Origin of the sequence: Picosynechococcus sp. PCC 8807, assembly GCF_001693295.1 — a bacterium.
Lineage (GTDB): Bacteria > Cyanobacteriota > Cyanobacteriia > Cyanobacteriales > MRBY01 > MRBY01.
In genome coordinates, this window is record NZ_CP016483.1 from 1212969 (window position 1) to 1238693 (window position 25725).

Below are 25725 nucleotides of genomic sequence, written 5' to 3' on the forward strand. Positions count from 1 at the left end.
GGTCAGGTGCGGATTTTAAACTGGTTGAGATAGCTGGCCCCTTGGTTCGGCAAAAAAGCCCGTTGATCGATGAAGTGAATCTCTGACTTAAAAGACTCAGGCGGTAAACGTAACCCAAATCCCTGGGCGATCGCCCCGTAGGGTTCCGAGGGATAGGCTGTTGCCACCAATTCACGGGCATTTTGAGGATATTGCCGCAGCTCAAAATGTCGCCAGCGAACCATCTGGGTGAGGAGCCACAGGCCATGGGATTGCCAGCAATAATTAGCCTGGTCGGGGGCCGTAATCCGTCGCCCTTGATCGAACCAAATGGGACTATCCCGCCGGGCAATGGGGCGATCGCCGTCTCCCCCGTAGAAATATTGGCCACTGAAGAGGGCGGTGAGGGCGGCGGGATCAAGGTCAAGGTTACTGGCTAGGAGAGGGCCAATGGTAGCCGCGTTGGTGGGATCTTGGCAATATTGGCAACCCTGGAGGGTGGCGGCAATGAGAGCCTTAGCTGTATTTGGGTTTTCTTCTAGCCAGCCTGCACTGGTGGTAATCACCGGCCCCGGATGGCCCTGCCAAATATCCCCTGAGAGATATTGGATAAAACCAGAATCGGTGGCGATCGCCTCTTGTCCCCAAGGTTCTTGGCTGCAGTAACCTTGGATCAACCCTGCCTGCAATTTATGACGCAACTCCGTGGGCGCAAAAGTCACCAATTCTAAATCTCGATCTGGATGGAAACCCAGGGCCGCCCACCAATAGCGATAAAGATAAGCCGTTGTGCTGTAGTCGTGGTCTACCCCAAAGGTTTTTTCCGGTAAAGCCCGCACATAGTCCCGGTAGGCCGCCGCAAATTCTGCAAAATTCGCATAGTCGATGCCAGAACGAATATTATCAACCCAGGTCTGTTGGCGGCCACAAAAAACACCGCCGTGGCGATGGATCTGCATCAACGCGACTAGATCAACCCTAGGACTTTTGAGCTGATAAATCAGTGGTGTCGAAAAAGAGGTAATTGCCGCATCAAAACGCGATTCTAGTAGCCCCTGCTCCACGGCCTGTTGATCCACCTGGGGATACAGCTCAACTTCCAGGCCATACTGCTCAAAAAAGCCTTGGGTGAGGGCCATCAGCCAGGGGGCGATCGCCAAGTCTGGCACATAACCCAGGGTGAGGGTTTGCTTTTCCGGGGCACTCAGATCTAATACCGGCGGAGTTGATTCTAAGTTAGCTTGCTTCGCAGATCTTCCTGGCAGACGAACGGTATCTGGGAGTCGATTGCAAGCAGTGAGACCATAACCCCAGGCAGCAAAGGTTCCGTATTTGAGCAGGTGGCGGCGTTTCATAGGCAAAAATACAGGGAGGCTCCCAAATTTTACGGGTTCGGTTTGGCGATCGCAATTTTCTGTGACGGTTCCACCATCAAAAAATCCCCAGGGCAGCGAGGAGCACTGGGGATCAAAGTCAAAGCACAGTCAATTTTGCTTAAACGGTGGTGGTTGTCTTGGCGGCATCTTTCTGGAAAAATGCCGCCCGAATGGATTCAGCCATCTGGGCTGGGGTCAACCCGTGGGCCGCTTTTGATTCCGCTGGAGTTGCATGATCCACGAGTACATCTCCAATGCCAAAGCGTTTTACGGGAACCAGTACATCATGATCCTGGAGCGCTTCACAGACCGCAGACCCAAAACCACCCATTAAGCAACCCTCTTCAAAGGTGGCCACTTTACCAATTTGCTTGGCGAGGGGCGCAATGAGTTCAGAGTCCAGGGGTTTCACAAAACGGGCGTTGATCACCGTGGCGCTAATGCCGTGTTCACTGAGAATTTCGGCCACCTGGAGGGTCGAGTGCACCATGGCACCATAGCCGATCAGGAGAATGTCGTCACCATTGCGCAGGATTTCTCCTTTACCGATGGGCAGGGGTTCCCAGCCGTCTTCCATTAACGGTGCGCCAATGCCACTCCCCCTGGGATACCGCATGGCGATCGCCCCGTCCGTGTATTCAATACCGGTGACGAGCATCCGTTGCAGTTCAGCTTCATCCTTGGGTGCCATCACCACAATATTGGGAATCAGGCGGAGATAGGCAATGTCATACATCCCCTGGTGGGTCGGCCCGTCAGCACCGACGATGCCCGCCCGGTCAAGGCAGAAAAAGACTGGTAACTTTTGAATACAGACATCATGGATGATTTGGTCGTAGGCCCGTTGCAGGAAGGTCGAGTAAATCGCCACCACTGGCCGCATCCCTTCACAGGCGAGGCCCGCTGCTAGGGTAACGGCGTGTTGTTCGGCGATGCCGACGTCGATGTACTGTTTTGGTAATTTCTGTTGGAGCTTATCTAACCCGGTACCAGTGGCCATCGCCGCTGTAATCCCGACAATTTTGGGATTGTTTTCAGCGAGGGTGGTCAGGGCATGGGCAAAGACCTTGGAATAGCTCGGTGGGGTTGGTTTCTTCGAGGGGAAAGCCTTGCCTGTGGCCAAGTCAAAGGGTTTCTGGGCATGGTAGCCCACTTGATCTTTTTCGGCGATCGCATAACCTTTGCCTTTAACTGTGGCGACGTGGACGAGGGTCGGACCTTTAGCCTTGTGGGCCTGTTTAAAGGTGCGGATCAGCTCTTCGAGGTTGTGGCCATCCACGGGGCCAAAATATTTAAAGCCTAATTCTTCGATGACGGCGCCAACTTTTGAGACAGCCAAGCGTTTCATGCTGTCCTTGAGCCGTTCCATCTCTGGGGTGAGGGAGTCCCCAAGGAACGGGAGGTGCTTAACCTGTTCTTCGAGGTTATCGGTCAAAAACTGAACGGGATCACTGAGGCGAACTTTGTTGAGGTATCGCGAGATGGCTCCTACATTCGGGGAAATAGACATTTCATTGTCATTGAGAACCACCATCAAGTTGGTGTCGGGTAAATGACCTGCATGGTTGATGGCTTCGAGGGCCATGCCACCGGTCAAGGCACCATCACCAATGACTGCCACACATTTAAAATCTTCTCCCTTGGCATCCCGTGCCAATGCCATCCCTAGGGCTGCGGAAATACTGGTCGAGGCATGGCCAGCACCAAAATGATCAAACACATTTTCACTGCGCTTAAGGTAGCCAGCTACCCCATCTTTTTGCCGGAGGGTGTGGAATTCGTTGTAGCGTCCAGTGATCAACTTATGAGGGTAAGCCTGATGACCGACATCCCACACCACCTTGTCGCGATCGAGATCAAGGGTTTGGTAGAGGGCGAGGGTTAGTTCAACCACCCCTAAACCAGGGCCGAGGTGGCCACCACTTGCGGCAATCGTCTGGAGGTGTTTTTCGCGAATTTGCCGGGCAATCTCTTCCAACTGACGGACGGTCAAGCCGTGGAGTTGGTTCGGATGGGTAATTTCACTCAGGTGCATGGGTGTTTCTAGAGAGCGATCTTATAAAGGGGTCTAGTTCTCAGGATATCAGGTCTAACAATTTTAATCAGAAGATCCCGGTTAGTCTGGATGATCCCGTGGGGTTGTGTGGGAATCTTGGTCAAGGTTCCATAGATGTTTAGGATCTAATATTTACGGGTTTTCGGACTGCACTTTGCAATATTTTTTATTGTGTTTTGGGTACAGGGGTCTGGAGTTGTTGATAAACAATTTGGGCGATCGCCTGGGGATTTTCAAAATGGAGATTATGGCCGCCGGCAACCGTCAAACGTTGAGCTTGGGGGAGAGCCGCTTGGATCGCCTGGAGATCAGCGGGGCGGTTAAATTCACTCTGATCGCCATAGATGAGGGTGATCGGCGCTTGGATATCTTTGAGCAGGGCCAGGTAACGTCGCCGGCTAATGCCATTAAATTCGATGCCCGCCCGGGTCCGGAGGAAGGCATCCCAACGCCATTGCACACCTTTTTCGACGGGTTTGGTGCTGCGCTGGGTGAGGAACGCCGAAAGATCTTTGGGGAGTTGGGGCGTGGCTTGGCGGAGGCGACGGGCGGCCACTTCTAGGCTGGGGAAGATCGGGTGCTGGGGGGGCGCGGCGAGGTAATCGAGATGGGTCGTCAGGTGATTACCGGTTTCAGCGTCGTCGATGTCGTTGGGGACAATGGTTTCAACGAGGATCAACTTTTCTACCTGGGTTTGGCGAATGCCTGCATACATGGCACCGATGATGGAACCCATGGAGTGGCCCACCAAGGTAAAGGGGCGATCGCCTAATTGTTTAGCAAGGGCATCTACGTCAGCCAAAAAATTGAGCATGCTGTAGGACTGGGCATGGGCGGATTTGCCGTGACCGCGTAGGTCTGGGGCCACAACCCAATAGCCCTGGGCCGCCAACTGGGGCGCGATGAGTTGCCAGGAGGCCCCCTGTTCAAGAATGCCGTGGAGGAGCAGTACTAATGGTTGGTGGCGATCGCCCCACTCACAGAGACAGGTTTCTAAACCGCGCACGGTCACGAACCGCTCCACCATGGAGGGCAAGGATTGGCTCTGGGTCGTTAGCTGGGGTTCCTGGGGGAGATCGTAAGCAAACGTTTCGGCCAACTGGATTGTATCCGGCTGGAGAGCAGCGGGCAGGGTAATCGAGCGCCATTTGTCGGCAAGGGCCGGATCAATGGTTTTGTGCTGGAGGAAATTGGGATCCCCGACGCCCATGGATTGTTGGTGGAGGCCATCGGTGAGGCGATCGCCGCTGTAGGGATTAAGGAGGGCTTCGTCAAAATCAACCCCCAGGAAATCACAAATATTTGTCAAAACTTGGCGGGGGTCACGAACGAGATCTTCGTAAATCACCTGGAGATATCGATCCGTAGCGACCGTGCGACCTAGGTCTAGAATATTGCGGTTGCTGGTGCGCCAAATAGACTCCGCGAGGGCGTAGGGGTTCTGTTGCTCGGCCCCCAGCAGTTTATCCATCCGCAGTCGGGTAAAGGATTCAATCACCGCGTAGGGATGGCGTACCAGATGGATATATTTGGCCTGATCAAAGAGGATTTCGCTGTGGTCTAGGATGTGGCGATCACTGCCGTAGCTCGGAGATTTGTCAATGAGTAAACGCTGTCCTGCTCGCCGTTGGAGATAGGCATAGATTTCGGCAATGGGGGTATTCGCTTCGACCCACTGGTTGACCTTCGCCTGGCTTGCCTCTGGGGTGAGGTTTTCTAGATCCATTAAGGCCCGTTGTAACCCTTCGCCGAGGTGGGATAGACCCAATTCCTGGTGGCGATCGCCCATGGTTTCAAAGGGGAGCAAATGCAGCTCTGGGGGCGAATATAGCCCCGGATGTCCAGCTAACATCACCCGCAGCAACGTCGAACCCGACCGGGGGCTAGAGAGGATAAAGGCAATGGGATTCGGGTTTTTGTGGTCAGGTTTTTGCCACGGTTTTTTCGTTTTGACCGAAAGGCTTTGGGAGGGAATCGCTGCTGTCGCCGTTGCTGCTTTGGAATCATGGGCCTTGGTGAATTCCGCCGCTAGATAGGCCGTCAACACATCCAGTCTGGGCCGCTCGTAGATTTCCCTGGGGTACAACATCAGTTGCAAATCCTGCTTGAGGCTGGCGATCGCCTCCATGATCATCAGCGAATCCATACCCAGATCCAACAAACTATCGTGGCTGTGAATTTGGTCAATTTCTAACTTGAGGATTTGCGCCACGGACCGCCGCAGATAATCCAGCAGATAGTCAGCCCGCTGAGAAGCTTCTAGGTTGATTAATTTGTCAAAAATTGAAGCCGTTGGGGACGCAGCCTCAGCAGAGGGAATAACAGCGGCAAAGTAATGGGTTTTGGCAAATTCGGGGAACTGTTTGGCCAGGTTTTGCCAGTCCGGTTTAAAGACCCCCATTTCCCCCTGGGCGCCTAAGACCTTTTCGAGGATTGTTAGTCCCTGGGGCGGCGGCAGCCACGCTAAATTTTGGTTGCTGAGGGAGTTGGCCATCCCCCCTTCGGCCCAAGGCCCCCAATGGATCGCCAGGGCGGGTAAACCTTGGGCCTGTCGATATTGGGCGATCGCCGCCATGCCGCGGTTTGCGGCAGCATAATTCCCCTGTCCCGGTGAACCGAGCACCCCTGCCACAGAGGAAAACAACACAAAAAAATCCAGATCGAGCTTTTGACTATGGCGGTGCAGATGCCATGTCCCTTTCATTTTGGCGGCGGCGACGGTCTGGAACTTTTGCCAAGTTTGTTGTTGCAGCAAACCATCAGCTAAGGTACCCGCCGCATGGAAAATTCCTTTGATGTGGGGATAGGTTTGAAACAGCTTTGCCACCTGGGCTGCGTCGGCTAAATCGCAAGGATAAACCACCGCATTGGTCGGTAACGTCTGCTGATCCGCTGCCGGAGCGCGCCGGCTGACGAGAATTACTTTTTCTGCTCCTGCTGCGGCTAGCCATTGGGCAATTTTACGGCCAATGGCCCCCAGTCCCCCTGTCACTAGATAGGTCTGTTGGGGTTGAATCTGGAGATTTTTCTGGGGCAGTGACGGTTGCTTTTTGAGCTGTGCCCCGTAGAGTTTTTGGTGCCGCACGGCCAACTGCTGCACCTGTCTTTGTTGGCAAATCTGGGCAAAATTTGGCAGGCTGTCATCGACATCAATAATTCCCCCCCACAACTCTGGATGTTCGAGGGCGATCGCCTGGGCGAGTCCCCATAATCCCCCTTGGGCAAATCCGGTGACAGCATCGGTTTCAAGCACCCGTTGGCTCTGGTGGGTCACAAACCAGCAGGGAACCGCGATCTTTTGTTGATACAGGGTTTGGATCAGTTGGAGGGCGAAGCCACTGGTTTGCTTTTGAATTTCATCTAGGTCTTCTGGGTCTTCCCCTGGGGGACACAGGTAAAGGATGCCTGCTAAATTTTGGGAGCCGACGTGAGTAAATAAATTATCCAACGCATCGGCAGATACTTCCCAGGGGGCATTCGTCGGAAAATGATTGCTTTGGCCGAGATACACCCGCTGGGCGTTTTTAAATTGGGCTTCAATGGGCTGGTGATCATGGCGATCTCCCAAGATTAACCACAGCTTAGCCGACGGTTCAGGGGCCGGGGGGAAAGTGTCCAGGGGCATCCACGCCACCTGATACAACCAATCATTGAGATCGTCAGGGGCTGGGTGTACAGGTTCGGTCTCAACCGTTTGCCAAGAGCCTTGATTAAACCAATACCGCTGCCGTTGGAAGGGATAGGTGGGCAGGATCAGTTTCCGGCAGCGATCGCCAGCTTCCACGGTCTGCCAGTCAATGTTTAGCCCTTGCTCATACAGTTTGCCGAGACTGGTCAAAATTTCCGGCCAAGGCTCACTATGGGGACGTAAACTGGGCAACCAAACCGCTTCTTGTTCAGCTAAGCAATGGCGTCCCATACTCAGGAGCACTGGTTTTACGCCGATTTCGAGATAAACATTGACACCCGCTTGGGCCAGGGTTTGGATGCTCTGGACAAATTTGACGGGTTGCGAAACGTGCTTAACCCAATAGTCGGCCTGGGCAATTTCCGCTTCAATCTGGCCGCCCGTGACATTGGAAATGAGCGGGATACGCGGCGGGTGGAAAGTAATTTGTTCAGCAATTTCCCGAAACTCTGCCAGCATGGGGGCCATCAAAGGGGAGTGGAAAGCATGGGAAACCTTGAGGGGTTTGGTTTTGATCCCTTGGCTTTGGAGTTTGTGAATACTGGCTTCGAGGCAGGGGGTCTTTCCTGATAGCACCAAATGGGAACCGTTTTCGGCTCCGACGGTTAAATGCTCCGATAGGTAGGGTTTAATGACCGTTTTATCGGCAAAGACCGCCGCCATACTGCCATTGCTGGGTAGGGCGTGCATCAGTTTGCCCCGGGCCGTAATTAATTTCATGCCGTCTGCCAGGGAAAATACCCCCGCCAGACAGGCCGCGACATATTCGCCGACGCTATGGCCCATGCAAAAGTCTGGCGTCACGCCCCAGCTTAACCATAGTTGGGCGATCGCATATTCAACGGCAAAGAGCAGGGGCTGGGTATAGACGGTTTCGTGGACGAGGTCAGGGTTATGGTCGCCGTATAGCAGGTCGGTGAGGGCAGGGGCTTCGGGGGAATAGGTCTGCCAGAGGCGATCGCACTCATCCAGCACCTGCCGAAATACTGGGCTGGTTTGGTACAGTTGTTGTCCCATGCCGTAGTATTGGGAACCTTGCCCCGTAAACAAAAAGGCAATTTTTGCGGGAGAACTGAGGCGAGATTGAGCCAGAAAATCTTGATTGAGAGTTTGTTGTAAATCGGCGACTTGTTTAAAGACAAAAAAACGACGTTCCTTGAGGGGCGATCGCCCGGTATTGGCAGACAAACAGAGATCGCGAGGGTCAACGCTGGGATGTTGGGCTAGATAGTCTCCATAGCTTTTTTGCAGGGCATTTAAGGCCTGGGCATTTTTAGCAGAAAGGGTCAGCAGATGCCAAGGGCGGTCTTGGGTAACCGGGGTAGCAAGGGGAGATTTTTGTTGAGTATAGTCCCCCACAATCACGTGGGCATTGGTGCCACCAAACCCAAAGGAACTTACCCCAGCAAACCGTTTTTGTGACCCGCCTGACCAAGGCTGATCTTTGCTCGCAATGGTCACTAAACCGTCTAGATCAATGCGGGGATTGAGCTGTTTAAAATGCAAATGTTGGGGAATCATCCCATGCTCCAGGGACAAAATCACCTTGATTAAGCCCGCGATGCCCGCCGCTGCCTCGAGGTGACCAATGTTTGTTTTCACGGAACCCACCACACAGGGCTGTTCCCGCTGCGCCGTTTGTAAAACCGCCTTCAGGGAATTAATTTCAATGGGATCACCCAGGGGGGTGCCGGTGCCATGGGCTTCCAGGTAAGCTAAATCGGCGGCGGTAATACCGGCTTGGGCCAGGGCTTGGCGAATAACGGCCTGTTGCGATCGCCCGTTGGGAGCCGTCAAACCGTTACTGCGTCCATCTTGATTCACCGCCGAACCGTGAATCACCGCGAGAATATTATCTCCGTCCCGTTCTGCCTGGGCCAGGGGTTTGAGGAGGACGACCCCACAACCTTCGCCCCGCACATAGCCATCAGCCTCGGCATCAAAGGTCTGGCAGCGGCCCGTTGCACTCATCATGCCCGCCTGGGTAAAAGTCTGGGTCACATCGGGGGTCAAAATCAAATTCACCCCGGCGGCGATCGCCAACTCCGATTCGCCATTGATTAAACTTTGACAGGCCAAATGAACCGCCACCAGAGAAGAGGAACAGGCTGTATCGATGCTCAGAGAAACGCCCCGGAGATCGAGGAAATAAGACAGACGATTCGCAGCAATACTGTGGGCGTTGCCCGTCCCCATGTAGGGATTGATCGGATTGTTTTCCCGCACCTGCAACTGGGCATAATCACTATTACTAATACCGACAAAAACCCCCGTTTGGGAATGGCGTAAACTTTCTGCCGGAATATTTGCCCGTTCCAAGGCTTCCCAGGTTACTTCTAACAGTAAGCGTTGCTGGGGATCCATTTGTTCCGCTTCCCGGGGGGAAATGCCAAAAAATTGCGGCTCAAACTGGTCAATATTTTCTAAAAAACCACCCCATTCTCCCGTGGCCCAGCGAGTTTTAAGGGGGCGAACTCCATCTTTACCTTGACGTAATAATTCCCAAAAAGCTTCGGGGTTGTCGGCTTGGGGAAAACGACAACTGAGACCCACCACGGCAATTTCTTTGCCCTGAATTTTCGGCACCTGTGGTATTTTCTCTAGCGCTTGATTACCCTGAACCAAAAACTGAGCCAGGGTGCGAATGGTCGGATAATCATAGGCCAGGGTGGGGTCTAATTTTCGACCTAGCCAATCCTCTAAGTCGGCTGTGACCTGTACTGCTTGTACCGAATCCAGCCCATAACTGGCAAAGGGTTCCGTTTCGTCTAATTGTTGGGGCGTAATGCCGAGGCGATGGGCAATATTATCCTTAAGCCAGGCTTCAATTTGCTGTTGGTGCTGGTCAGGCTGGGGAAAATTCGTTGATGTTGTCGTAGAAGGGGTAACGGCTTGTGTCCCAATTCCTTTTCCTTCTTTTTGGTGGCTGGGTTGCCACTCCCCAACCACAGCCAAGCTTCCGTCTAGAAAACCAGCTTTGCAGGCATGGCGACGAATCTTCCCGCTGGATGTTTTGGGAATGCTACCGGGTTTAATAAAACAAATGGCCTGGGGTTGCAGTTGATGTTCGGCGGCGATCGCCCCACGAATAGCTTGGGCCACTGCCGCGACATTTAATTTGCGAGCATATTTACGCTCCACTTCCTGGACAATGACTAGCTGTTCTTCCCCGTCAACGTCTACTGATACTGCGGCTCCGGCTCCCTGTCGTAAAGCGGGATGGGCCACTTCGACGGTTAATTCAATGTCCTGGGGATAGTGGTTGCGCCCCCGGATAATCAGGAGATCCTTTAAACGGCCCGTAATGTACAGTTCGCCACCTTGCAAAAAACCCAGATCGCCCGTGCGTAAAAAGCCCGTTTCTGCACCAACGTTTCCCTGAAATTGTTGCTGGGTGAGGTCTGGTTTTTGCCAATAGCCCTGGGCAACACTTTCGCCCTTAACCCATACTTCGCCAATTTCACCGACGGTACATTCTGTTAAAGCCTGGGGGTCAACAATTTTGACAATTTGGTCGCCAATCACTTCACCACTGCCGACCAAGGTCACCGTTGTTTCTGTCCCTTGGGCAGGGCGAACTTGGTTTGCTTCGATGCCCTGTTTGCTGACGATAATTTCCTGGGGAAGCTGGGCACGACCATTACCACCGGAAACGATCAGGGTGGTTTCAGCCATACCATAACAGGGATAAAATGCTGATTTTTGAAAGCCTGCTGTAGCGAAGGTTTTCGCAAAATTTTCGAGGGTCACAGCGCGGATCGGTTCGGCCCCGGAAAAAGCCAGTCGCCAACAGCTCAAATCGAGTTCTCTGATTTGTTCCGGGGTAATTTGGCTGGCACAGAGATCATAGGCAAAATTCGGCGCACCGCTGGTGGAAACCCGATAATCGTTGATCGCCTTTAGCCACCGAAAAGGTCGCTGCAAAAAGGCCACGGGAGGCATTAAAATTTGCGTTGCTCCCACATAGATGGGCTGTAAAATCCCACCGATCAAGCCCATATCATGGTAGGGCGGCAACCAGGAAACGCCCATACTCGCCTCTGTATCCTGGAATCCTTGGTTAATCAAGCCGGAGTTGTGGATCAAATTGTGGTGGGAAACCATCACTCCTTTAGGATCGCCCGTGGAGCCACTGGTGTATTGCAAAAAAGCGAGATCTGTGCCGGAAATGTTCGGTTTTTGCCAATTTTTTCCTGAAATTAATTCAACTTGATCTGTAGCCAAACAATGAAAATCCGTACCTTCTAAAGCTTCGAGGCGATCGGCAATTTTATCTTTAAGTTCTGTTGTGGTGAGGGCAAATTTTGCCTGGGCATCTTGGATAATGCTATGGAGGCGGTCAAAGGATTTATTCGGCCGTGGTGGGTAAGCTGGCACCGCAACAACACCAGCATACAAACATCCCAAAAAGGCACCGATAAACTCTAAACCCGGTGGATAAAGTAATAATGCCCGTTGCCCTTGAGCCTGGTTAGCTTGCAAAAAAGCGGCGATCGCCTGGGCTTTTTGGTCTAATTCTCCGTAGGTCAGGGCCGCAGATTCCGCTTCGCCATCAGCCAGAAAACTAAACACGGTTTTCCGCGCCTGAAGTTTAGCTCTGTACTGGAGCAGATCGACGAAATTTGCAAATTGACCAACCATGTATGCCTTAGCAACTCCTGTGAATGGAAATTCTGGACTCCGTATCCTAGCAATTTTTACGAATACCCACGGGCTATAGCCTAGTTAACCATATTAAACCGTGAGTTCCCTCCCCACGGTAAATCCTCCCAAAATCAGCCGTGCCTTCGATTATGGAGGGCCTGGTTTCAACTGATTTGAGTGTAAAAGCCCCAGGCTACGCTGACTGTTGTCGCCCTAACCAATCGAGTAAATAGCCGTTGACTAATGCCGGAGCTTCATCTTGGGGGCAATGGCCGACATTATCGAGGGGAATAAACTCAATCTGAGGATATTGGGCGACAAGGGCACGGCCCAGATCAACCGGTTCCCATGGATCGGCTGTTCCCCATAAAACTGCCGTGGGGCAATGCAACTGGGGCAGCAGGTCGTCCGGGAGTGGCCCCTGGGAATAACTCGTAAAGGCCAGGAAAACCGCCGCAGCCCCTGGGTCTTGGGCGGGGGTCAGGATCAGCTCCACCAACTCATCGGTAATCGCTGCTTTGTCTCGGTAGGCCTGGGCTAAAATTTTGCGGATTGTTTTCGGCTGGGCCAATTGCTTAAAGAACAAGGAACCGAGGGGGGTTTGGGTCAAGAGTTTTTGGAAGAGGGGAACGCCCCAGCGTTGATAAAAAGGTGCTTTTAAAAGATTGCGCTCATGGAACAGCCGCAGGGAAAAATTGAGTGCCACGACCCCCCGCACCCAGTGGGGATAGGACACAGCCGCCTGCATGACAACGACACAACCAATGGAATTACCAACTAGAAAAGCCGGTTCACCAATGATTTCAGCACAGAACGCCTTAATCTGGGTGGCCCAAGTTTCAAAAGTGTAGTCCGCTTCAACCTCCGGTTGGGGTTTTGCCGATTTCCCAAAGCCCAGTAAGTCGATGGCATAGCAGCGGTACTGTTCCCCTAAAACCGGAAGATTTTTGCGCCAATGACCGGCCGAGGCCCCAAAGCCATGGACGAAAAGAACGGGCGGCCCCTGGGTGCCCCACTGACGATAGTTAATACTGAAGCCGTGCCATTGCCAGCTGTAATCGGTATGGGGATGAGCGGGGGAAGTAATGGTCATGGTGAGCGATGGATAAAACCGAAATGAGGAACAAATGTCCTAGGGCGTGTTGTCTAAATCGTGATGGCAAAGATGGGGCACCGGATCATAACCCCCAGGGTGAAACGGGTGACAGCGGCCAAGGCGCTTCAGGGCGAGCCAACTGCCCCGGAGTACACCAAAGCGTTCCACGGCTTCGAGGGCATATTGGGAACAGGTGGGCTGAAAGCGACAACTAGGGGGGAATAGGGGGGAAATCCAGCGACGGTAGCCTTTGATGCTCCAGAGGACTAAGCTTTTCATGGCATTTAGGCAACGGAAGCGGTTTTTTGGAGGTCGATGGTTTGACCAAGGGCTTCGTTGACGAGACGACTAAAGTCTTCGCCTTCGATGGTTTCTTCTTCGATGAGACGATCCACCAGACGATCGACAAGTTGACGATTGTCCCGAATGATTTGCTTGGCAGTTTCGTAGCACTCGTTGATAATTTCGCGCACCTTGAGGTCAATGCGCTGGGCGATCGCCTCGGAATATTCAGGCCGCTCCCCAAACCAATCATTTCTGAGGAAAACTTCACCCCGATTGGTTTCTAGGGCAAAGTGACCCAGTTCAGACATCCCAAACTTTGTCACCATTTGACGGGCAATGTTCGTGAGCATTTGGATATCCTGGGAGGCTCCAGAGGTGATTTCATCGTAGCCAAAGACAATATCCTCGGCGGCACGTCCCCCCAGGGCCACGGCGATTTGGGCGCGGAATTGGGCTTTGGTGGTCAGACCCTGTTCTTCGTTGGGGGTAAACCAGGTTAGGCCTTGGGCGCGGCCCCGGGGAATAATGGTGACTTTCTGGAGGGGATCGTGGTCTTTGAGGATGGTGCCAACAATGGCATGGCCCACTTCGTGGTAGGCAATGAGACGTTTACTTTTGCCATCGGTGAGGGCTGTCCCCTCCATCCCTGCTACGACCCGATCAATAGCGTCATTGATTTCGCTAGTGGTAATTGCTTCCTTGCGGCGGCGGGCGGTGAAAATGGCGGCTTCGTTGAGTAAGTTTGCTAGATCTGCCCCCGAAAAACCAGGGGTACGCCGGGCGATCGCCTCTAGATCAACATCCTCAGCGACTTTTTTATCTTGGGCATGGACTTCGAGGATCGCTAAACGCCCCAAACGGTCTGGATAATCCACAGTCACCTGGCGATCAAAGCGGCCGGGACGCAGGAGGGCTTGATCTAAGACATCAGGGCGGTTGGTGGCGGCGATCACAATAATTCCGGAATTTCCTTCAAAACCATCCATTTCTGTGAGCAATTGGTTTAGGGTCTGCTCCCGCTCATCGTTTCCCCCACCAATGCCTGCGCCCCGTTGGCGACCGACCGCATCAATTTCATCGATAAAAACAAGACAGGGAGCGTTTTCCTGGGCCTTGCGGAAGAGATCCCGCACCCGTGACGCGCCAACCCCCACGAACATTTCCACAAATTCAGAGCCGGAAATACTAAAAAATGGCACCCCAGCTTCCCCGGCGATCGCCTTTGCTAAGAGCGTTTTACCCGTCCCCGGTGGGCCAATGAGGAGCATTCCTCTGGGGATCTTCGCACCAATTGCCGTAAATTTATTCGGTTCTTTTAAGAAAGTGACCACTTCGGCGAGTTCTTCCTTGGCTTCCTCGACCCCAGCCACATCCTTAAACATGATCCCCGTTTCCGCTTCCATCTGAAAACGCGCCTTAGAGCGACCAAAGTTCATGGCGTTATTCTGCATACTGGCCGAGCGGCGGATAATCAGCACTAGCCCCCCGATCAGAATCCCAAAAAGCAGGAGATTGGTAAAAATGGCGATCGCCACCGAATGATCCTGGGAAGGCACCACCTCAAAGTCAACATTATTTTCCCGGAGAGCGGCGAGGAGTTCTTGGTTATTGTTAAGGAGCTGGATGGTCTGGGCTTCTTCCTCAGTTTGCCCCCGGAGTGTGACCTGGGCCGTATTGGTTTCTGGGTCAAGGACGAAGCGATCCACCTGGTTTTGTCGGATATCCTGGAGCAGCTCTCCGTAGTTCAAGGTCTCCGTCGATTCCGTTGATTCTGTCTGAGCGATCGTCGCCGTTCCCCCTCCCCACAGTAAGGCTTGGCTCAAAAGAAAATTAGCCATCCCAGCTCGCCACTTAAAACGAGGTTTGGCCTGATGCTTCTGCTTGCTCGGAAGGAGGTGACGATAGTGCTTCATATTTCGGAGGGACAACGACAGAGAAACTGTTCTTATTCTAGAGTTTTCCTTTCCTAATCGGGGTGCTTCCCTTGGTTTTACGCCAAAATCTCCCTCTGTTTCCCGCAAATTTCCTCACCCAAAAGCCGTTACTAATAGCCGCTTAATCACCATGGCAAGGAGTAAATTGAATCTTGATCACAGAAAACAACTCCGACTCTATCCACAGTGATTTTTTGGCTGAACTTTCACCACCCCAAAAAAGTTTAGATCGTGACTCGCATTGCGATCCCAGGCGATGGTTTAGCTTGATCTTTGGAGCGTTAAGGAAAAAAATGATGGTTGCTGCCCGTTGGTAAATACAGTAGGTTAATTTTTTTTGTAATTTATTTTTGGGCTGCGGTATGGGATGGTGTTTTTGCTAAGTTGAAGCCGAGATTGTTAAAAAAAAGAACTAACCGCAATCTCGAATTTCAGTCAAAAACGGTGCAAAGACAGAAAACATGAATGGGATCCTCCTCGATCTTGGTGTGGTGATCGCCGAGATTATTCTCTTTTTAATCGCGATCACTGTGGGACAATTTTTAATTATTTTGACCCTGAAACGTCTAGCCCAATGGGTGCCAGAAAAACAAGGACAAAATCCCCTAAATTTAACCCAAAAAATCCTTAATAAATCCCTCTTCGTCATTAAGATCACCGGGGCCATAATCATTGCTGCCTTAAATGGTTATTTATTCCTTCAACAAAAATCCCCTTACCTTTATCTCCTTGATTTAATTAACGGCATCTCTCCGGAACAGTGGCAAAGGCTCGCCCTCGGTTTATTAAAAAGTGTTTTACTTCTGTTGCTCGTGAGTTTAATGATCGCTTCTCTGCGGCCACGCTTGAAACGGGCTGGCGATCGCCTCAAAGCTTGGAAAAATATCGAAGGCAATAACCACAGCTTAGATACGCTCTTTAAGGCCATTGATTTGGCGATCGCCAATGGTCTTTGGATTTTGGCCCTGGTGGTGTGCCTCAATTTTTTGTTTGTCCCTCCGAGCATTACCCAATATTTTTATCTCGCGATCAAAGTTTATTTTTTGCTTTGCTTTGGGATCATTGCTGTGCGGGCATCGTTTTCTTTGCTGGATACTTTAGATGGTTTATCAACGGAATTTATTGCCAAACATCCCCGGTCTCCCCTGCGATTTTACCCCCGGTTTCGTTATTTATTGGGCCTCACAAAACGTTGTTTAGAAACGGGCATTTATCTGGCGATCGCCGGAGTGATTTGTGCCCAATTTCCCCTACTCGATCACATTGCCCCCTATGCGATCCCGGCGAATCAAATTATCCTGATTATTTTCATCGCGGCCCTGGTGATCGAACTGAGCAATATCATTGTCGAAAAATTATTGTTGCGATCGCCAAACCTCAGTCCTGTCCAACAACGCCGTCGTTTAACCTTTATCCCCCTGGTGCAAAACACCGTACGCTACTGCATTTATTTTGTGAGTGGCGTTTCAATTCTCTATGTCTTTGACATTGACCCGACACCGATCCTCGCCGGGGCCGGGATCTTGGGTTTAGCAGTGGGGCTTGGGGCGCAAAATTTAATCAATGACCTCGTCAATGGCTTTTCCATTTTGTTGCAAAATTACTACCTTGTCGGTGATTTTGTCGAAACGGATAATGCCACAGGCCTTGTCGAAGAAATGGATCTGCGGGTCACACGCATCCGCGATACAGGGGGACGGCTACATATCATCCGCAATGGCGACATCAAGACCATTGTGAATTACTCCAAAGATTATGTGTATTCGGTGGTTTATGTTGGGGTCGCTTACGACTCAGATTTAGACCATGTGTATCAGGTTCTAGGGGATGTGGGCCACCAAATTCAAGGCTTACACCCTGATGTGCTCGAACCGACCCGCATTGATGGCCTCGATAACTTTGCCGAATCTGAACTCACCATCCGCACGGTTACCAAGGTGAAACCAGGAAAACATCTACCGGTGCAGCGTCTCCTGCGGAAGTTAATCAAAGAAGCCTTCGACCGCGAACAGATCGAAATTCCCTTTGCCCGCCGTGTACTCATCTTCAAAAATGAAGCCCCTGACCTCGATTCACTTCGAGATTCGGAAAATATGTAAGACTTTTGTAATAGCTGGGCTCAAAATAGGCGAAATTCAGTCTAATGGGAGCAGTAGTTGTCTAAAATCCAAGATTATTTGTCATGTCTAAAGCTGCCTTATCCGGAAAAATGTTGGCGATCGCCCTTGCAACCCTCAGTAGTGTTGTACCTTTGGGACGCGCCCAAGCCCAAACTGTTTTTGGAGAAGCAGAGATCAACCCCGAATCCATGGCGGCGATCGCCGTCCCCCTCAGTAACGGTGGCTATAACCTCCTCGTGGTCGAACAGCTCGAACGGGAAGACCGCAAAGAATGTTGGGCCGAAAGTGGCGCAAATCCGACCAGCATTGATCCCCTGCTGCTGAACTTTGACTTTACTGGCTATTGTCGCCGCAGCACCGATAGTAATGGCTACTCCATGCGGATCAATGGGCAAGATTTTGGCCAGAGCCACCTATTGCGCATCACTCGCTTCGAAAATGAAATTTTGTTGGTCGCCACTCCCAAAGATAACGATCAAGAAGAAATTGTCATTGGCCGTAGTAATGGTCTCACCGAAGGCTTCCTTAAGTTCAACCTCCTCCCCGGTTGGGAATTTACCCGCCGTACCTTTGAAGAGCGACCCCTGGGCCACTTTTACTTTTCTAACGAGGGCCGCCAGTTCGCCGTCCTTAAAAAACCCACCATTGATGACTTAGTTGCGGGCATTACGCAGAGTTCAATTGTGACGGTCGATAGTCTCCCCGGTCTGGCAATCTCCCCACCAGAAATTACAAATCCCTCTGAAACGCCTGATCCCGGCAGTACGGTGGCCCAATTTACTGATATCAGTGGTGATATTTACCGTAACGAAATTGCCCAAGCGGTGAATGTCGGTTTTATTGCTGGTTTTAACGACAATACCTTCCGGCCCACCGATGTCCTGACCCGCGAACAGTTGGTTTCCATGGCCATTGAAGGTCTCCAAGCTCTTCCCAATGCTTCCCTGGCTGTGCCCACCCAAGTTGCGAATGCCCCCTATCCTGATGTGGCTGCCGACCGTTGGAGTGCGGCGAAAATTACCTGGGCCCAGGCGAACAATATTGTCAGTGGCTATCCCGATGGGACTTTCCAACCTACTCAACCCGTCACCCGGGCCGAACTGTTAGCTGTTCTCCGTCGCACCGCAGAATATGCCAAGGCCGCCCAAGGTCAACCGATGACCCTCGTGGCCACCAATGGCCCCATTGCTTTTAGTGATACAGCGGGTCACTGGGCCAATGATTTGGCTGCCCAGATGTCTACTTACTGTCGCGTCGCTTCTCCTTTGAATGAAAGTGGCGATCGCTTTTTCCCCGATACTGCCTCCCAACGGAACTATGCCGCCGCTGCCACCCTCCGGACACTCCAATGTAGCGTGCGATAAATTTTCCCTTTAAATCTTGGCCATAAAAAGACCATAAAAAAATAGCCCTGGTGTTTATCCATCGGGGCTATTGCTATATCAGGCTTTTACCAACCGAAAAGTTTAGATAGGCGTAATATTGACAGAATCAAAAAATGCGTTGGCTTCTGGACTATCCACGCGATCGCCTTCCGTCACCATCAAAATCTGGTGGAGGGTGGGACCGTTGGGATCGATGTAGATTTCAGCGCGGGTGGTATAAACTTCGCCATTATCCTGGGCTGCGTTCATCACCAGTTTTTTCCCCGGAATCCCAAACTTATCACTCGGCTCATCGGAAACAATCGTTGAACCTGAGTTGCTGGCCGCCCCTTCCTTGGCCGCTTCAAGTCCCTGGGCCGCATCATATTGATCAGGAGAAACCGGATACGTAACACTACTCACCATAAAAAATTGCGTGTTGGCGTCGTCCGCGTAGGAAGTCATCGTGAACTGTAGTTCACCCAGATCAGAGGGAGTTGTTTGACTTTCCGTTTGAGGCGTGCCTGGAAATTTAACTGCGAGTTTGCCATTTTCCGTTTGAAAATCAACCCAATCTGCCGTGACGTTGGTGGACTCATTCGTCGCGGTTGATTCACTGGTTGTTTCTTCTGTACCTGAAGTATTTTGCTCACCGGACGTATTATTGCCAACGAGTCCGCAGCCGAATAGAGCAGCCTGAAGCGTTGCGACACTCAAAAAAAGTAAAAATTTAGATTTCATAAAATTTTAGACCAACATTTTAAATTGAGCCCGTGACCTTCTCCATGCCAAAAATAATGAGGCACAAAACGATGGGCCGCTTTCTGCAATCCTAAACATTTAGACTAAGGAGATGCACTTCTTTTAATGTTACTTAATTGAGTCTCGCTGCTGAAATATTGATCTACCCTCAGACCCCAGCACAAGACCCAATGAAAAAGGGTTGATCTCTGCGATGAGACCAACCCTAGCTCTTCGTGGGAACGCATTTAGTCGTTACTTTTGCAATACCAGCTTGACGTTCGCATTGTTGAGACCACGTTGCTTAACTTCAGCGAGGGTCTTATTGATAGCGTACTTCTGGTTGATGGAATTGATCAGTTCAGTTTGGTTATGCTTCTTCGCGACACCCCATAGGTCGGCGATGAGGTCAAAGCTGCCGTCGGCATTGCGAGTCCAGCCGAGGTCATAATCGCCTTCGAGAGTAGCCACGATGTCTGCTTGAATCTGTTGGCCGTTGTAGCCACGAACTGCAGCATCGGTATTCACAGAAATTCCGAGGTCTTGCAGGGAAGTCTTGAGAACTGCGGCATCGGTAATTTTAGTGCGGAGAGTGCTAAAGTGGGACATTGGAATAATTCTCCAAAAACAACAACATTTGAGTTTTTTTGTGTAAAGACCACTAATAAAGTGGTTTTTTAAATGCCAACAAGCTGGGAATCTTGTTGACCTTAATCCGGGACAGATTAAGCCTGTTAGAACTCCAATCGCTGGTATTCGGCGACGGAGGCTGAAGCAGGTCGGGCGCGCTGTCTGGCCCAATCGCGGAGACTATTGACCTGTTCAGTCATGGTGCGGGAAAGGGGCAAGGTTGCCTTGATCGCGGCGATAATGTCGAGTTGGGTAAACTCGCGATCTTGGGCAAAGGCCTCGTACATGGCGGCAATGATCGCCTGTTCGATTTCCGCACCGGAAAAACCTTCTGAAATTTTTGCCAGTTGTTCTGTGTCGAAGCGATCGCCGACTGGCCGACGTTTGTGGAGATGGATATTAAAGATCGCTTCTCGTTCGCTGGGGTTGGGGAGATCCACGAAAAAGATTTCGTCGAATCGTCCTTTCCGAAGAAATTCCCCTGGTAGCCGATCCACTCGGTTTGCGGTGGCCATTACAAAAACGGGGGATTCTTTTTCTTGCATCCAGGTGAGAAACGAGCCAAAGATACGGCTGGAGGTGCCTCCATCGGAATCCGCAGATCCAGAGGAACCGGCAAAGGCTTTGTCTAATTCGTCGATAAAGAGAATCGCTGGAGAAATGGACTCGGCGGTTTTAAGGGCACTGCGGAGGTTTGCTTCGGATTTGCCTACGGTGGAGCCATCATATACCCGCCCCATATCGAGACGCAGGAGGGGAAGACCCCATAACCGAGAAGTTGTTTTAGCCAGGAGTGATTTACCACAACCCGGTACACCAAGAATCAACATTCCCTTGGGTTGGGGTAGTCCATATTCCCGTGCTGCTTCGGTAAAGGCATTGGAGCGTTGTTTAAGCCAGCGCTTGAGTTCCTCTAAGCCGCCGATGGCGTCAATGGTTTCGTCTTCTTCGATAAATTCGAGAATACCGTTACGGCGAATCAGTTGTTTTTTCTCGGAGAGGACAATTTCTACTTCCGAGGCGGTCAGTTTCTTCGCCTTAACCTGGGCCTTGCGATAGACTTTTTCCGCTTCGTCCTTGGTCAACCCCAGGGCTGCCTTGAGGAGTTTTTCTCGCACGACGGGGGAGATGGGGTGCCGGGGATTGAGGTACTGGGCGAGCACTTGATCGAGTTCGTCAAGGGTCGGGAAAGGAAAATCGAGGACAACAATGTCTTTTTCGAGTTCGAGGGGCACCTTTTGGTAAGGGGACATTAAAATGATGTGTTTCTGTTGACCCTTAAAGCTGGCGATCGCATCCCGTAACCAACGGACGGTGCTGGGATCATCTAAAAATGGATGTAGATCCTTAAAGATAAAAATGCCAGAGTCGTTATGGTGAATGACTTCACGAATGGCCGCTTCTGCTGAGAGAGTGCGAGTTTGGGGCTTTCGGTCGGAACCATATTCCACCAAGCCATGGGTCATCGTCCAGACGAAAACATTTTGGTATTCGCACAGTTGCGCAATGTGGGCGATCGCCGCCTCGGCCCGTTCCTCCTCGGGGGTGATGAGGTAGATCAGGGGGTATTGAGCTTGAATGAGGGTATTGAGCTCTTCTTTCATGGGTTTAGTCCTGACGTTCTAAAAGGGGGAATTAGGCGGCACCACATCGACCAGAGTGGAGGTAAATCGGGAGAAAAATAAACGGCGATCGCCAATCGGACAGCTAGCAAGTGACTAGTTCTGCCCCATCCGCAGCACCCTTTGCACTTTGCAGATCCTGTGCAATCTCTTCATCAAGGAGTACCGTTGGCTGCCTCTTGAGGGAAACCAGTTGTCCATCCCGGAGTACCACCGCCCCTTCGCAATCGGGACAAATGTGGACACGGTGGGTCTGGCCATAGGTTTCTTGTACTTCTTCTACCACTTCAGGGTGTTGTAGATAGAAGGCCACGGCTTTTTCCACTAAAGCAGACATGGAATCTGCATCGAGGGCTGCCTTGATTTTGAGCTGACGATGGATCGCCGCAGGCAGATAGAGGGTGACTTTTTGCTTATCTTGCATACAACTAATGGAAGCTTTACCCGATGGGGTATACCGCCCTACTGTACCCAGCCCACCGGAGACCGTCAAGCTGCCATAGCGTTATGCCGTCTTTTTTGTAATATTCCGTTACAAAATCTAGGCGATTGCCACTGTGAGGAAATTGCCATCTGTCTGGGGGTAGACCCTGGTTTTCTCTGGCCTTTTCCCTGTAAGCTAAAGACTTTGGGAGAATCTCAAAAACCGCAACCGATTCAAGATGTGTCAGTATGCTTAAGGCATTGTGGAAAAAATTAGGAATCACTGGGGCACAACCCGCAGTCGATACCCATCCTTTTCAGTGGCTAAATGCCCTCTCGACCCAAGCGTCCCTAGAAGGAGCCATTGATGAAGCCGTTGCCCAAATCCAAGAAAATCTCTCTGGTAGTGCAGATCTGGCCATTCTCTTCATTTCAGCCGCGTTTGCCAGCGAATATGCCCGGATCTTGCCGCTCTTGACTGAAAAATTAGCCTGCAAAGTAGTGATTGGTTGCGGTGGCGTGAGTATTATTGGCACCGACGCAACCGGAGAAACCCAAGAATGTGAAGGACAACCCGCCCTTAGTTTAACGGTGGCCCATTTACCAGATGTGGAAGTCGTGCCTTTCCATGTCACCGAGAAAGATTTACCTGATTTAGATAGCGCCCCAGACCCTTGGATCGACATTTTTGGGGTTAGCCCCGAGGCGGAACCGAATTTTATTTTGCTGGCGGATCCCTTTTCGTCGAGTATTACGGATCTGTTGGCGGGCCTTGATTTTGCCTATCCAAATGCGGCAAAGGTAGGAGGACTAACAAGCTCCGGCGGCAGAACAGCCAGCGGTTTGTTTTACTACGAAGCCGACCAAGAACCAACCCTGTTGCGGTCTGGCACAGTGGGGGTGGCTTTGGCTGGAAATATCCAGATGGAGACCGTTGTCGCCCAGGGATGTCGGCCCATCGGTGAGGTGTATCAAATTACCCAATGCGATCGCAATATCATCACGGAATTATCGGTGGCCGAGGGTGAACAGCTCCGCCATGGCTCCCCCCTACGATTTTTGCAGGAGTTGATCGCCGAGTTGGATGAAGAAGATCAAGCCCTCGCCCAGGATTCTCTTTTTATCGGCATTGCGATGGATGCCTTTAAACAAAAGCTTATCCACGGGGATTTTCTCATTCGCAACTTACTTGGGGTAGACCCTAGGGCTGGGGCGATCGCCGTGGGCGATCGCATTCGGGCGGGCCAAAGGGTACAGTTTCACCTGCGGGATGCAGAGACTTCAGCGGAAGATCTCTCGGTGCTGTTACAACAGTTCCAAGCAAATGATCCGCTGGAACCTCCTTTTGGAGCCTTGATGTTTGCCTGTCTCGGTCGCGGGAAGGGACTCTATGGGGAGCCAAATTTTGATTCGACCCTCTTTTCTACGGCCTTGCCAACACCCAATTTAGGGGGATTTTTCTGCAATGGGGAAATTGGCCCCGTCGGCGATCGCACCTTTTTGCATGGCTACACTTCCGTGTTTGGAATTTTGCACCCAAAGGCATGAGTTAAATAATCGCTAAATAATGGGGCTGACCTTCGCAACAACAAATTTTAAATAGCGTCCCTCTGGAAAAGCGGCTGGCACCGGATGATCGCAGGGTTGTCCGGCCTCGTGGATAATTTGCAGGTAATAATTGGCGGCGGCGGCGGCACTGGCAAGCATTTCTCGGAAGGCTTCAGGGCTGACTTGGCTAGTGCAACTGGCAGAAACCAATAATCCATTAGGGGCGACGCATTGGAGGGCGAGGGCATTGAGTTTGGTATAGGCACGGATGGCGGCAAACCGATTTTTTTTGCTTTTAGCGAAACTGGGTGGATCGAGAATTACAAGATCGAAGGTTTGTTTTGCTTGGGCGTAGCGGTTGAGAACATCAAAGCAGTCGGCGGTGACAAAGGTGTGTTTACCTGGGTCAAACTGATTGAGGCGCACGTTGGTGTTGGCGACTTCCGCTAATTGTTTGCCCACATCGACATTGGTCACCTGGCTAGCACCACCGCGCAGGGCGTAGAGAGAAAAGGCTCCGGTGTAAGAAAAACAGTTGAGAACGGTTTTATCGCGGCTAATTTCGCCAATAAATTTACGATTTTCCCGATGATCAAGGAATAGGCCTGTTTTTTGGCCCGTTTGCAAGTTTACCTGGAAAACCAGACCATGTTCGGTCACGGTAATATCGCCCTTGGGTTCCTTGCCCCAGAGCACTTGGGTTTTGCTGTCTGTATCGCGATCTTCTAAATTTTCTAAATGTTTGGTGCGCCATAAAATTCCCTGTAGTGGGGCGACTTCCCGCAGCGATCGCACGAGCCAATCGAGCAGTACATTGGCCGCTTCCATATAAGTTTGCACGACGGCGTATTCCCCATACAGATCCACCGTAATTCCCGGCAGGCGATCGCCTTCCCCAAAGAGCCAGCGATAGGCGGTGCAACTGCTTTGGCGCAGGGGTTCCCGTAAATCCCAGGCCGTTTGTACCTGCTGTTGTAACCAGCGGCGGTCAGGCAGATGCCGTTGGGAGAAAATACGCACAGCAATGGGACTTTTGTTATCCCAAAGGCCGAATCCCGTCCAATTGCCACATTTAACTCGCAACCATTCCCCTGTTTCAAAGCGGAGACTCTTCGGCAATTTATCGCGATAGATCCAAGGATGGCCTTGCACGAGATGCTTTTTCAGTTGGGGGGAAACGGTGATTTCGCGGAGTTTTGCCATGGGAATCGTAGAATGGGCAGCCTTCTATTATTGATCGTTCCCGTCGGCGATCGCCCACCATCAAGATGTAGATAAAAGTCGCTTATCAAAGGTTTGGCATAATTGTGGGTATATCTTTTTAGAGCTATCTTTTATGAATCAACGCACGATTGAAGGAACTTGGGAAGAGATCTTACAGCATGCATCTGAGTTGACTGGACAGCAAGTAAGGTTAACGGTTTTATCTCCTAAAGCATTACAGCCTCAGCAGCCAATGACCTTAGAACAGACACTACAAGATAGAATTGGCCGAGTTCAGTTTCAGCCCTCTGATCTATCTGCACGGACAAAGGACGCTTTTGCGGATATGTTGGCAGATAAAAATCAGTCATGGGGTCATCCTTCATGACTCTATGCGATGCTTCGGCTTTGATTGCCCTGATTAACCGGAACGATAACAATCAAAGTCGTTGTGCGGCTGTACTTTCAAGACTTCAAGCTCCATTGGTCACAACTTGGTCTTGTTTTACTGAGGCGATGCATTTGCTAGGTCGGTATGGTGGATGGCTCGCGCAGCAGGAATTATGGAGTTATATTGCCGACGAGCTTCTTGTATTGCACGTATCTAACGAGGCAGAACAGAGACGAATGCAACAGCTAATGGAACAGTATCGGGATGTGCCGATGGATTTGGCGGATGCTTCCTTAGTCACTGCGGCTGAAGTTTTGAATCAAAAGACAATTTTTACCCTTGACCGAGATTTTTACATTTATCGCCTTCCCGGAAATCAACCTTTTGATGTTGTTCCTTGAAATCTCCTTGAATTCTTTACTCCGGCGGGCAATTGGGTCAGGGCGATCGCCTTCTGAAACAGGCGAAATTGTGCCGCCATCTGATCGCAACTCCCTACGACGTAGAGCCAGACCAAGGGAGTTGTTCCTCGCCAGTCTCGCCAGTAACGGCAATGTGTAAAACACGGCACATTAGATAAGCGGTTCTGTAGAGTTCTGTAACTCTAATCACTCCGTAATTCCAA

General features: G+C 51.3%; 17 protein-coding genes. 6 read left to right on the forward strand and 11 right to left on the reverse strand.

What is annotated here, in order from left to right; translation table 11 throughout:
* Positions 1–2: 2 nt before the first annotated feature.
* From AWQ24_RS05920 to ftsH, 6 genes are all read right to left on the reverse strand, one after another.
* Complete coding sequence (locus AWQ24_RS05920) at positions 3–1334, reverse strand: CmpA/NrtA family ABC transporter substrate-binding protein (protein WP_065716259.1); 1332 nt, start codon at positions 1332–1334, stop codon at positions 3–5.
* A 139-nt stretch (positions 1335–1473) separates the two neighbouring features.
* Entirely contained in the window at positions 1474–3390 is a 1917-nt protein-coding gene (gene dxs, locus AWQ24_RS05925; RefSeq protein WP_062433464.1) for a 1-deoxy-D-xylulose-5-phosphate synthase, read from the reverse strand.
* A gap of 187 nt (positions 3391–3577) precedes the next feature.
* Positions 3578–11740: a fatty-acyl-[ACP] elongase/decarboxylase Ols gene (gene ols, locus AWQ24_RS05930; RefSeq protein WP_065716260.1), complete on the reverse strand. Its 8163-nt coding sequence runs from the start codon at positions 11738–11740 to the stop codon at positions 3578–3580.
* Positions 11741–11936: 196 nt separating this feature from the next.
* Positions 11937–12836 carry an alpha/beta fold hydrolase gene (locus AWQ24_RS05935; protein ID WP_083993502.1) on the reverse strand — a complete coding sequence of 300 codons (900 nt, stop codon included), beginning with the start codon at positions 12834–12836 and terminating at the stop codon, positions 11937–11939.
* 39 nt (positions 12837–12875) lie between these two features.
* Positions 12876–13118: a membrane protein insertion efficiency factor YidD gene (gene yidD / locus AWQ24_RS05940; RefSeq protein WP_065716261.1), complete on the reverse strand. Its 243-nt coding sequence runs from the start codon at positions 13116–13118 to the stop codon at positions 12876–12878.
* 5 nt (positions 13119–13123) lie between these two features.
* Positions 13124–15037, reverse strand: coding sequence for an ATP-dependent zinc metalloprotease FtsH (gene ftsH, locus AWQ24_RS05945; RefSeq protein WP_065716262.1), 1914 nt, complete (start codon positions 15035–15037; stop codon positions 13124–13126).
* A 482-nt stretch (positions 15038–15519) separates the two neighbouring features.
* Between ftsH and AWQ24_RS05950 the strand changes: the two genes are divergently transcribed.
* Entirely contained in the window at positions 15520–17157 is a 1638-nt protein-coding gene (locus AWQ24_RS05950) for a mechanosensitive ion channel family protein (RefSeq protein ID WP_012306799.1), read from the forward strand.
* A gap of 83 nt (positions 17158–17240) precedes the next feature.
* On the forward strand, positions 17241–18542 hold the full coding sequence (locus AWQ24_RS05955) for a DUF3747 domain-containing protein (RefSeq protein WP_012306800.1): 1302 nt from the start codon (positions 17241–17243) through the stop codon (positions 18540–18542).
* A gap of 102 nt (positions 18543–18644) precedes the next feature.
* Here the strand turns inward: AWQ24_RS05955 and AWQ24_RS05960 are convergent, their stop codons facing one another.
* The 4 genes from AWQ24_RS05960 to AWQ24_RS05975 all read right to left on the reverse strand — a co-directional run bounded on the left by AWQ24_RS05960 (position 18645) and on the right by AWQ24_RS05975 (position 21959).
* The gene (locus AWQ24_RS05960) at positions 18645–19283 is read right to left on the reverse strand and encodes a hypothetical protein (protein ID WP_012306801.1); all 639 of its coding nucleotides are present in this window, start codon (positions 19281–19283) and stop codon (positions 18645–18647) included.
* Positions 19284–19538: 255 nt separating this feature from the next.
* Positions 19539–19892: a DUF1257 domain-containing protein gene (locus tag AWQ24_RS05965; RefSeq protein WP_012306802.1), complete on the reverse strand. Its 354-nt coding sequence runs from the start codon at positions 19890–19892 to the stop codon at positions 19539–19541.
* 125 nt (positions 19893–20017) lie between these two features.
* Positions 20018–21517, reverse strand: a complete 1500-nt coding sequence (locus AWQ24_RS05970; protein WP_030006275.1) for an AAA family ATPase — start codon at positions 21515–21517, stop codon at positions 20018–20020.
* A 103-nt stretch (positions 21518–21620) separates the two neighbouring features.
* Positions 21621–21959 (reverse strand): hypothetical protein, encoded by a 339-nt coding sequence (locus tag AWQ24_RS05975; RefSeq protein ID WP_030006276.1) that lies wholly within the window; start codon positions 21957–21959, stop codon positions 21621–21623.
* Between the two features lie 248 nt (positions 21960–22207).
* Between AWQ24_RS05975 and AWQ24_RS05980 the strand changes: the two genes are divergently transcribed.
* On the forward strand, positions 22208–23506 hold the full coding sequence (locus tag AWQ24_RS05980; RefSeq protein ID WP_012306805.1) for an FIST N-terminal domain-containing protein: 1299 nt from the start codon (positions 22208–22210) through the stop codon (positions 23504–23506).
* A 12-nt stretch (positions 23507–23518) separates the two neighbouring features.
* On the opposite strand, the gene AWQ24_RS05985 is transcribed toward AWQ24_RS05980, so the two are convergent.
* On the reverse strand, positions 23519–24709 hold the full coding sequence (locus tag AWQ24_RS05985) for a class I SAM-dependent rRNA methyltransferase (RefSeq protein WP_065716263.1): 1191 nt from the start codon (positions 24707–24709) through the stop codon (positions 23519–23521).
* 133 nt (positions 24710–24842) lie between these two features.
* Here AWQ24_RS05985 and AWQ24_RS15900 point away from each other — a divergent pair, with 133 nt between their 5' ends.
* From AWQ24_RS15900 to AWQ24_RS16225, 3 genes are read left to right on the forward strand one after another with little or no spacing between them, the layout of a single operon-like run.
* On the forward strand, positions 24843–25097 hold the full coding sequence (locus tag AWQ24_RS15900; RefSeq protein ID WP_071932318.1) for a hypothetical protein: 255 nt from the start codon (positions 24843–24845) through the stop codon (positions 25095–25097).
* Positions 25094–25501: a type II toxin-antitoxin system VapC family toxin gene (locus AWQ24_RS05990; protein ID WP_065716264.1), complete on the forward strand. Its 408-nt coding sequence runs from the start codon at positions 25094–25096 to the stop codon at positions 25499–25501. The genes AWQ24_RS15900 and AWQ24_RS05990 overlap by 4 nt, the downstream gene beginning before the upstream one ends.
* Positions 25502–25508: 7 nt before the next feature.
* The gene (locus AWQ24_RS16225) at positions 25509–25661 is read left to right on the forward strand and encodes a hypothetical protein (RefSeq protein ID WP_157096833.1); all 153 of its coding nucleotides are present in this window, start codon (positions 25509–25511) and stop codon (positions 25659–25661) included.
* The last annotated feature ends 64 nt before the right edge of the window (positions 25662–25725 follow it).